Here is a 10,612-nt window from a genome sequence, read left to right as displayed (position 1 = left end):
CCATAACCAGATAAAAACCTCCTGTACGGCATCATGGGCTTCTTCCTCCGCCCCCAGCCGCTGCCTGGCCGCCATGAATAGCAGCTGCTGGTAACGGATCACCAGCGTATTGAATGCGTCCCTGCATCCCGTTTGTACCAGGTTAAATAATGCTTCGTCGCTTATTTCATGCATACGGATGATGATTAAATTCATATGCAATCAAATAAATATCCCACCGACAACTGTAAATCGAAAGTTAACAAAACAAGGTTTCGGTATTGTTCATATTATATTAACATCAAAAGTGGGGTACCGCGATAGTACTTCCTGCGTTAATCTGTTCCATCTAAGTACATGTCATGTAAATCTTTTCCCTCAAAAAACTAATTGCTGTTTTTTAAAACACCATCATCCTCAACATGTACTTATGAGCAAACATCTAAAAATTCGCTCCATGCTAAGCAGGTCATTTCTTGTCATGATGCTCCTGCGCTTCTGTTTAGTCGTTTCCGCACAAGAATACGGCGATGAAAAAGTGACGCTGATGGCGGGCAATGTTTCCCTGTCCAGTGTGATGAAAAATATAGAGAAGCAAACGCACCGGCGTTTCAACTACAGCGAAACGGAAGTCAATACCAATGAGAAGGTAAATGTGAGCTATAATGAAGCCCCGCTGAATACCGTACTGGGACAATTGTTTACCGCAAAGGGGATTTCGTGGAAGTATATAGATAACGGGATTTACCTGAGGAAGGAAGAAAACCGGGCTATTCCCAAACCATTAAAAGACAGTAGCGTGGTGTCATCAGGGGTAATGATCACCGGGCAGGTGACGGATGATAAATCATTACCGCTGATTGGCGCTACCATTAAAGTGGCGAATTCTAATAAGGGAGCGGTGACGGATGTGAATGGAAAGTTTCGTATTGATGATGTTCCGGCTAATGCTACAATGGTCATTAGCTTCACAGGATATATGGCGGAGCGGTTTGTTTTGAAAAACCAATCTGCCATTAATATCAGGCTGAAACCGGCAACGAGTAAACTGGATGAAACGGTGGTAATAGGCTATGGTACTACCACACAACGGTATAATACGGGAAGTGTGAGCACCGTAGCTGCGAAGGAAATTCAGCAGCAGCCAGTATCTAATGTTTTACTGGCGCTGCAGGGCAGGGTACCGGGATTGACGATTACACCGATGAATGGCTTACCAGGAGCGGCTGTAAAAGTGCAACTACGTGGTAAAAACAGCATTTTCAGCGGTTCAGACCCGCTGTTTATTATAGATGGCGTACCCATGGCATCCGGTAATAACGGCATCAGCAGTGGAAACGTGCCATCCACTTTTGCAGGCTATGGATCAACATCCCTTGATGCGGTCAGTCCATTTAGTACGATCAATCCGGACGACATTGAAAGCATCGATGTATTGAAAGATGCAGACGCCACCTCCATATACGGAAGCCGCGGCGCAAATGGGGTGATACTCATTACTACCAAAAAAGGAAAAGCCGGGAAAACTGAATTTAATGCCTCCGCCTATTCGGGCATCAGTCAGTCCACCAAAGTCCCAAAAATGCTGAATACCCGGGAATATTTACAAGTAAGAAGAACCGCTTTTCAAAATGACGGCATTACGCCCACTAAAACAAATGCATACGATTTGTTGGTATGGGATACTACCAGGAATACAGATTGGCAAAAAATGCTACAGGGCAATACGGCCAATACCACTAATGCAAATGTATCAGTGAGCGGAGGAAGTAAAAATACGCAGTTTCTGATTGGCACCGGATATCATCACGATGGTACGGTGCTGCTGGGCAACGGTTACAATAACAGGGTTTCCTTTAATTCCAATTTAAATCATCAATCTACTGATCAAAGGTTTGGGCTGGACTTTTCAACGATCTATAGCTCAAATGATATCAATATGCCACAGTGGCAATCTCTTACGCAGTTACCACCGAATGCTCCCCCATTATATAATGAAGCGGGGCAAATCAACTGGGGGCCTCCGGGAGGACCTTTTAATAACCCTATGGCACTGATTAATAACAAATATGAAATTAAAGCAGATAACCTGCTTTCCAGTTTGCAACTGAGCTACCGTATTACAAGTGCTTTAAAAATAAAAGCGCGGGGAGGTTACAACACGATATCATCAAATGAAATGGGCACCTATCCACAAACAGGGGTCAATCCCAATACCACCAGTGCCATAACGGGCTCTTCTCAATTTGCCAATACCAGTTTCAAAAGCTGGAGTATTGAACCGCAATTGGAATACAGCCAGAAGGTGCTGGGAGGACAACTGAACGCATTACTGGGAGGCAGCTGGCAAAAAATCCAAAATAGTTCAACTTACATCAATGCGAGTGGATATACCAATGACGCATTGATAAAATCAATAGCGGCAGCTCCGGTAACCAGTGCTGAAAATAAATATAGTGAATACAAGTATGCCGCTATGTTCGGCCGTATTAATTATAACCTGTATGACAAATATCTGCTCAATATATCCGGACGAAGGGATGGATCCAGTAGATTTGGCCCCGGCAACAGGTATTCAAATTTTGGCGCTGTAGGCATAGGCTGGATCATTTCAAATGAGAACTTTGTTAAAGACAAGATACCCGTTCTTAGCTATGCCAAAATAAGAGGCAGCTACGGAAGCAGCGGCAACGATCAGATTGGAGACTACAAATACCTGGATGCATGGTCTTCCATTACCCAAACACCTTATCAGGGTACGACTACCCTCATGCCGGAAGGGCTATTCAATCCAAGTTATAACTGGGAGAGAAATAGAAAATTAGAGGGAGCTATGGAACTGGGACTTTGGAATAACAGACTATTGGCCACACTAGCTTACTTCCGTAATCGTTGTGACAACCAGTTAATTCTTTATAATCTTCCTGCCCAAACCGGATTTAGTTACGTAACAGCCAACTTACCGGCACTCATTCAAAATAGTGGTTTTGAAATTAGTCTGAGCGGAGATATTTTGTCTACTAAAAATTTCAAATGGAATATAAGCGGTAATATTACGATTCCAAAAAACAAATTGCTTTCATTCCCAGATCTGTTAACAAGCCCCTACGCAACTACTTACAAAACCGGTCAATCTATCAATGTCCTTAATGGCTACCATTCTACCGGGATTAATGAGAAAGGTATCTATACATTCACAGATGTGAATGGCGACGGTTTTTTAGATGCAAATGACTTCCTCCCAATTTTTAATCCCGATCCGAAATATTATGGAGGTGTTGGCAACCACTTTTCCTATAAAGGAATAGAGCTGGACGTATTCTTTGATTTCAAAAATCAGGAAGGACAAAACTATCTCTACAGCAGCTACAATAACCGTAAGGGTTCACCCGGTTTTATAAACAATCAAGCTGCAGAAATTTTGCAGGACAAAGCAGTTCAAAAATTCACAACCTCTACCAGAAGTGACGCCTATAGACAGATAGGCTATTTGACCCGTTCCGATGTGGTTTACTCAAGTACCTCTTTTATACGTCTCAAAAATCTATCCTTATCATACAACCTGTCACCTGACCTGAAAAGTAAATTCAAAATGAGGGTATTCTTACTGGGACAAAACCTATTCACTATAACAAAGTATAAAGTAACAGATCCCGAAGCGCCGGGCCTGCAAACGCTACCGCCATTGAGAACACTTACTGCCGGTCTACAGGTCACCTTGTAATAAGATGCCCGCTATTTCACTTTACCTCCAGAATAATAAAGAATTACTATGAAAAAAACACCGCACTTATCTGCCTTTTATATACTATTTTTCTTAAGTACGTCTGGTCTATTGTCCTGCGACAAACTGGTAGATGTACCATTGCCAATTGACAAGGTTACTGCTGCTACGCTATTTCAGAGTGATGCAGCTGCAACAACAACAGTCTTGGGAATATATTCCCAAATGATGTCTCCTTACTTTAATCTCACCAGTGGTGCCGTAACAGTGTATACAGGGTTATCGTCAGACGAATTAATCACTACCAGTGCTACAGAAACAACAGAACAGGAATTTGCGGACAATTCTATTTCCGTACAAAATGACGCGCTTCAAACAAAATTCTGGGTAAGGCCTTATGTTTGTCTTTACCAGATCAACGCCTGTATATCCGGACTAACAGAAAGCACCACTTTAAGCCCATCAGTGAAAAATCAACTATTGGGCGAGAGTAAATTTGCAAGAGCATTCATCTATTTCTACATGATTAATCTATTCGGTGATGTCCCCTATGAAACCAGCACAGACTATGAGGTAAACAAAAGAATCTCCAGAACCCCTGTAGCTGATATAAAGAAAAAGATATTGTCAGATCTTACAGACGCTATTTCACTACTAACACCGAGCTATCCTACAACAGAACATGTACGTCCTAACCAGTTTACAGCCATGGCATTATTAGCCCGGTTATATTTATATGAAAAAAGATGGAAAGACGCAGAAAGTACCGCTTCGCAAATCATTGATGCAAACGTATATAGTCTGGCCAGTGACTTAAATGGCGTATTCCTTCCTAATAGCACCGAATCCATCTGGCAGCTGATTCCTACGCCGACCGGCTATCTTACATTGGAAGGTGCTAATCTTATTCCAGACCCATCATCAGCGGCCCCCCCCAAATATATCATCTCCCACCAACTAATGAATGCCTTTGAAAAAGGGGATAAAAGACTTTCGAACTGGACAAATTATATGACCCTTGGCAGTGACACCTTTTACTATCCCTATAAATACAAAAACGCGAATCCCACACCAGATCCCGCCGTAGACTATTATACAGTATTTCGTTTGGCAGAACAATATCTCATCCGTGCAGAGGCAAGAACTGAGCAAGGTTATATCAAAGGGGCTATAGATGATCTCAATGTATTAAGAGACAGAGCGCGTGATGAGTCAGTTCCACAGGCACTCCCTAAATTACCTTATACACTTACATCCACACAAACAACGGCAGCTGTAAAACAAGAAAACAGAATAGAGTTTTTATGCGAATGGGGGCACCGTTGGTTTGATCTGATCCGGCATAATGAGGCAGATAAGATTTTAAAACCTTTAAAGGCGCAGTGGAAGCCAACTGATGTGCTATACCCGATTCCTTTTGGAGAAACGCTTCTCAATACAACACTTACACAAAACCCAGGTTATAACTAAAATAAAAAATAAGATTGTCATGACTAAGTACAAAAAAATAATTGCACTACTCATCATCTGCCAACAGCTATTCCTTTTCGTAAAAGCCCAGGAAACCGGCATCCACCAACAGATACCGGATGTGTTATTGACAGACCTGTTCAGATATGAGAAAAACAACATCAACTTACGTTCAGAGTTCAAAGGAAAACCACTTATTATCGACTTCTGGTTTACCTACTGCGGTTCCTGTATTGCAGCAATGCCAAAACTAGATTCTCTTCACAAAAAATACAATGGAAAATTCAATGTATTGATGTGCACCTTTGAAAAAAAGAAAGCCGTGGAAATATTCCTGACGAATAAATATATGCTACGGAATGTTAGCTTGCCCACCACCACTTCCGATACCGTTTTATCAAAAGTATTTCCTCACGTCTCTGAACCACATGAAATCTGGATCGATAAGAACGGAATAGTACAGGCAATTACCGGATCAGATCAAATTACTGAGGAAAACATTACTAAATTCATCAATGGCGAGCCATTACATTTGCCAGTTAAACTAGACCCCAAAGAGATGTCGGATATAAATAGTCCGAATTTATTTCTCGACGTAGACATGGCACCTACTTACCAATACTCCTATATTGGTGGATACCAAAAAAAAATGGGAGCGGAAAATACTGAATATAACGAAAATGGTATCAGAGGCGTTAAAGTGGTCAATTGCTCATTAAAAAGAATTTACAAGATTGCATATGACCTTAAGGGAATAAAAAACTCACAATGCATATATGAAAATATAGATTCGACTCTTTTCGAATCTTATGACTTCACTTCGGGAAAAAATATATTCTGCTATGATCTTATGTTGAAGGACACTTCACGGGTTCACGCTTTTCAATACATGCAAAAAGATCTGGACAGGTATTTCAAGATAAGAACTTTTGCAAAAAAGAAACCAGCCGTATGCTACGTGCTGTCAAACCTACATGAGCCAGCAAACACAGATACCACCGACCTGGCAGGTGGATTTGCTGATAATTATATAAAAGATGGAAACTATGTTTTAAGTCATGCCAGCTGGCGGGCGGTAAAATGCTTTTTGAGCAATGAAATCACTGATCCAATTATAGATGAAACGGGATATGACATGAAGAAAAAAATGGGATTCGTCAGTATTCCGACAGACTGGAGCGACCTCGAAACAGTTAATAAAGCAATTGAAGTTTATAACTTTAAAATAACAAGGGAAATTAGGAAGATTGACTTCCTTGTGTTCACTAGCGGGAATGAAAATTCAAATGATATCAGCGTACGCTAACAGATAGCTACAATAGGGCTGGAGGCACTTTGTAAGTGGCTGTACTCCCATCAGACAGATGATTGCAATGGTCTATCGAAAACCATACATAATTTGAATGTGACCATACTTCAACAAGTATCCTCACCCGACTGTAACCCAACCAGATATGACGCTAATGGAATGCCCCCAGGATAGTAACTGGCTGGACTCCCAGCGCGGTACCGACTAAACAAGTCCCCGGAGAACCGGGACTGCATCTTTGCCTCGCTATAACTGTCGTAGCAAAAAAGATGAATGTACCATCAGGCGTATACCACCTGTAAGCAATAGCCGTTGGAGAAACCTTTGGTTGGAAAGCATATGCGGCTGCAATACCAGTAACTCCGGTAAGGAGCGCAAAAAACAATTGATATCGTCTCATAAAAATTGATTTTGACTATTAAAAACAGCACTTACTGGCAACAACGTTAATCCTCATCTCTGCTGTGATTTAAAAAGAAGTGTAACTAATAACAAGGCTGACGAATATCTATCTGGAACCAGGGATTAGTGCCCCTATGCCTCAATAGCCTTCGTCAGCCTTTAGTAATCTAAGCTGAATGCTTCAATTAATGGAAGATACCCAGAAGAGTTTTATTTGGCAATGAGGCTGAAGTACCAACCAGACATGTAACAGCAGTACCTGGATTACACCTTAAAGCTGCAACAGCAGTAGCAGCGGTGAGCACTGTTTTAAAACTAGGTCCGGCAGTATGCCATCTGTAAATAGCCGCAGGTCCGGAAACTTTAGGCTGAGAAGCATATGCTGCTCCAATACCAGTAATTGCAACAAGTGCAGCGAGAATTATTTGAGTGCGTTTCATAAAATTGAGTTTAAAGGTTTAAAAATGAATTACTAACACACCTTTTGCTGACAGGATAGGTATCACATCCCATATGTGGCCACATAATTACTTTATCTGAAAAAGGAAATTCAATTAGCTGCTAATCTTGGGTCTGCCATCAATTTTCGCCTGGAAATGATAGCCGAAATACCTCCTACGAGGAAAAATAGATTAAACCACAAATGCTGGGTCCAGGTAAGGTGAGTGATAACACCACCACAACCACAGGGGGTCATACCAAAATAATTTACTTTTATAAGAATGATGTATCCCGTAAATACTACCATCAGAAAAGTAGCTAAATAAAGCCCCAGCGTTTTAGTTTTAGGAATGATTAATAATAACGATACAAGTATTTCAGCAGATGGAATGGCCACCGCCAAAAGAGACGTAAACTTATCATCGAATGGCTGCGTATCCAGCTGCAATTTGTAGACCTCAAAAGAGAATATTTTATTAAATGCAGCATATAAAAACATCAGGATAAATAGCAGTACAACTACTTCGTAAATAATTGATATTTTTTTCATTTCTATTTAATTAATAAAGCTTTCTGAGAAAATTTCACATCGGTAGCACTTACAATTTCCTCTTTCTCCAAATTGTCAATCTCTTCACTTATGCATGCGAGGATATTAGCTATGGTTGGACGCTTGGATGGTTCGGTTTCCAGCAACTGCTGTATTAACGTGGTCATATTTGCATTACCTGTTAATGTATTCAGTTCTTCCATGGCCTTGTCTATTCCTGCACTTAACGCCTCTACAGGATGTTTCCTGGTAAGGATAGTCAACAGCAATGCTCCCAATGAATAGATGTCCTCTGTAAAATCCGGCTTACTGCTTTTAAGTTGTTCCGGCGAAACATATCCAAAGGTACCCAGGCCGTGAGGCGGATCCGGTAATCCTTTTGCGATAGAGCTGGTTAACTCAAAATCCAACAAGTACATGTTGCCTTCCGGGGTTACCATAAAATTGACATCTGTGATATCGCGGTGAGCATATCCCAGTTCATGGAGCGTTTTCACAAGCGTGACTGCATCCAAAAATAGCTTTAAAAGGCTTTGCTTACGATCCGGAGAAAGTTCCGGCCACCGATCGTTATTATGTATCTTCTTTACCAGCTCATGCAAATTACTACCTTCAATAAACTCCATTATAAGATAATAATCATCCTTTTTCCTGCAAAAATCTATAAGCTTAGGTACGCGTATTTTATCCTGTATGTCTTCCAGGACGGCTCTTTGCCAAATCAGTTTATGGGTAGACTCCCTTCCCAGGTGATCAAAAAATGAAAAGCCCCTCGCCTGCTTGATGATACATTGCGTAAATGCCCATTTTTTCAGATTAACGCCCCATACGATATCTCCTTTGGTATTGGGTTGTATCACCCTGATAGGTAGGTAGTAGCGACCAATGATACCTTTCCGCTTCTTCCGTTTATAGACGCGTTCAATTTTAAAAGGTATCTTCGATGCAGGAGGCAGATAATTGCTTATAAAGCCTGTTGGTTCATTGGATTCATTTACATCTATTTCACAGATATTTGCATATAATATGGCGCCCAGGCGCAAGGCATCCTGTACTATGGGCGCCTTAAAGTCTCCCGTCAATCTCACTAACTCTTTTGCCAGCATCACCGCCGTGCGCTCATCAGGAAGTGAGATGGTTACTACCTTACCTACCTCATGTAAGCCCATCCACATCCCATTCAATCTTCGCACATATTCATAATTCTGTAATACCCGGAAAGAAAGCTTATGGAGAAACAATACCGGCAAAACTAAATCCAGCAGCGGCTTTACATCCCGTTCAAGTACCGACAAAAAAAATATCCATTTCTTGTCAAAACTCAACTTCCCCACTACCATCCATGGCGCTTCAATGCTGTAGTCAATACCATATTTATGAAAATATTTACCGAAGTCGACTTTGCTCAGTCGTTCTTCCTCTGATTTTTCATGAGGTTCTTTATCAGATCCAGGGTTCATAAACTAAATTTATTTTGAGGGCCTATAAAACATCCGGTAAAATGAATGGTGCATACCATTCCCATCGCTTTCCACAAAAGAAAACATGAAAGGTCACATCCATATAGAAACACTTATTATAATCCAGGGGTTTCCCGGCTATTCAACAGGTATAGTTCACTTGCTGTAAATCAATAAAGTTGGGCTGTCATATTATACTCCTCTATTATCAGCGTTGTTCCTTCTTTTGTAAATATCAAAATTTAATTCTAAAATAATGTTCAAAAAAACGAATTTAAAAACCTACAATAATTCGCCTTTCTTCTCCCCGCCTCTTTGTCTGTATTCCCGTGGCGAACAATGCTGAATTTTCCTGAACACAAACGAAAAATAGTTCGTACCGGCAAACCCCACATGATAAGCAATCGCTGTAATCGGCATATCGCTGTTCCTCAGTAAGTCCGCTGCCAGTCTAACTCTTAAATGCTCAATATACTCTTTTGCCTTTACCCCGAAATAGGCCTTAAACCCCTTTTCAAAACTGCGCAGGTTCATGCCTGCCTTGCGGCTTAAAGACTGCATTTTAAGGGATAAATGATAGTTCTCCTGTATAAATTTTTCTACTTCTCTGAATCGTTCCTGCTGATCCTCTATCCGCAGCTGCCCTTTATCAATGGTTTCCAGTGATGAAAAATAGCTGACCAACAAATCATTAATCCGGGCTTGCAGGAATATTTGTTTCGCGGGTCCCGTTAAATTGGTATGCCTGATGGCATCCAGAATTTTACGTTCTTCTATACCAATTCTAAAACAGGGAAACACATTCCCTCCCGGGGCTTCTTTTTGTTGTGCCGCATAGAGTTCCTGAAAGTTAACATGTTGCGTAGCAAACGACTTCAGAAAGGCGGCCGAAAAAGAAAAATACACCACCTGGTGCTCCTCTTCTACAAAAAAAGCATTGTTGAAAATATGTGGGGGAATGTAATAGAACCCATACTTTCCCTTTTGCAAGGTAAAGTTGCCATAGCCGGGGAGTTCATAAGCCCCTTTACCTTTTAGCGTACATACCAGTGCCACCATCGGTTTACTGGCAACAAAGTTCAAGTCGGTGGCCTGTTTGATAGAAAAATTTAACCAACCCATTACCCATTGTCCACTGCGTATTTCCTGGGTAGCAAAACAACCGAATCCGCCCTCTGTGTAGGTTACAAAAGCGCCTTTTAAAGCGTTATGCTGATAATGTACAGGCAGTAAGGGCGAAGATTCAGTTGTAGCTTTAGATTTGGTTGATACTAAAA

At 41.2% G+C, this 10,612-nt stretch carries 8 protein-coding genes; 3 read left to right on the top strand and 5 right to left on the bottom strand.

Annotated features, from left to right (window positions below; genetic code table 11):
* A partial coding sequence (locus tag VIP81_RS08700; protein ID WP_331958546.1) for an RNA polymerase sigma factor occupies window positions 1–195 on the bottom strand: 195 nt, incomplete at its 3' end.
* A 241-nt stretch (window positions 196–436) separates the two neighbouring features.
* Here VIP81_RS08700 and VIP81_RS08695 point away from each other — a divergent pair.
* From VIP81_RS08695 to VIP81_RS08685, 3 genes are read left to right on the top strand one after another with little or no spacing between them, the layout of a single operon-like run.
* The gene (locus tag VIP81_RS08695; protein ID WP_331958543.1) at window positions 437–3,703 is read left to right on the top strand and encodes a SusC/RagA family TonB-linked outer membrane protein; all 3,267 of its coding nucleotides are present in this window, start codon (window positions 437–439) and stop codon (window positions 3,701–3,703) included.
* A gap of 48 nt (window positions 3,704–3,751) precedes the next feature.
* A complete protein-coding gene (locus VIP81_RS08690; protein ID WP_331958540.1) occupies window positions 3,752–5,173 on the top strand; it encodes a RagB/SusD family nutrient uptake outer membrane protein in 1,422 nt (473 codons plus the stop codon).
* Between the two features lie 19 nt (window positions 5,174–5,192).
* Window positions 5,193–6,479, top strand: coding sequence for a TlpA disulfide reductase family protein (locus VIP81_RS08685; protein WP_331958537.1), 1,287 nt, complete (start codon window positions 5,193–5,195; stop codon window positions 6,477–6,479).
* A gap of 590 nt (window positions 6,480–7,069) precedes the next feature.
* Here the strand turns inward: VIP81_RS08685 and VIP81_RS08680 are convergent.
* The 4 genes from VIP81_RS08680 to VIP81_RS08665 all read right to left on the bottom strand — a co-directional run.
* Window positions 7,070–7,324 carry a hypothetical protein gene (locus tag VIP81_RS08680; protein WP_331958534.1) on the bottom strand — a complete coding sequence of 85 codons (255 nt, stop codon included), beginning with the start codon at window positions 7,322–7,324 and terminating at the stop codon, window positions 7,070–7,072.
* A gap of 110 nt (window positions 7,325–7,434) precedes the next feature.
* The gene (locus VIP81_RS08675; protein ID WP_331958531.1) at window positions 7,435–7,875 is read right to left on the bottom strand and encodes a MauE/DoxX family redox-associated membrane protein; all 441 of its coding nucleotides are present in this window, start codon (window positions 7,873–7,875) and stop codon (window positions 7,435–7,437) included.
* 2 nt (window positions 7,876–7,877) lie between these two features.
* A complete protein-coding gene (locus VIP81_RS08670) occupies window positions 7,878–9,335 on the bottom strand; it encodes a protein kinase domain-containing protein (RefSeq protein WP_331958528.1) in 1,458 nt (485 codons plus the stop codon).
* 282 nt (window positions 9,336–9,617) lie between these two features.
* Window positions 9,618–10,612: AraC family transcriptional regulator (locus tag VIP81_RS08665; RefSeq protein ID WP_331958525.1), on the bottom strand; the 995-nt coding region annotated here is incomplete at its 5' end.

The organism is Chitinophaga sp. (assembly GCF_036566945.1).
Lineage (GTDB): Bacteria > Bacteroidota > Bacteroidia > Chitinophagales > Chitinophagaceae > Chitinophaga.
Note: the sequence above shows the minus strand (reverse complement) of the source record. Positions and strands in the feature narration are given on the sequence as shown.

Excerpts from the sequence above, each read along its gene's own strand:
- VIP81_RS08695 (WP_331958543.1), top strand. The coding sequence starts at position 437 with ATGCTAAGCAGGTCATTTCTTGTCATGATGCTCCTGCGCTTCTGTTTA.
- VIP81_RS08690 (WP_331958540.1), top strand. The coding sequence starts at position 3,752 with ATGAAAAAAACACCGCACTTATCTGCCTTTTATATACTATTTTTCTTA.
- VIP81_RS08685 (WP_331958537.1), top strand. The coding sequence starts at position 5,193 with ATGACTAAGTACAAAAAAATAATTGCACTACTCATCATCTGCCAACAG.
- VIP81_RS08680 (WP_331958534.1), bottom strand. The coding sequence starts at position 7,324 with ATGAAACGCACTCAAATAATTCTCGCTGCACTTGTTGCAATTACTGGT.
- VIP81_RS08675 (WP_331958531.1), bottom strand. The coding sequence starts at position 7,875 with ATGAAAAAAATATCAATTATTTACGAAGTAGTTGTACTGCTATTTATC.
- VIP81_RS08670 (WP_331958528.1), bottom strand. The coding sequence starts at position 9,335 with ATGAACCCTGGATCTGATAAAGAACCTCATGAAAAATCAGAGGAAGAA.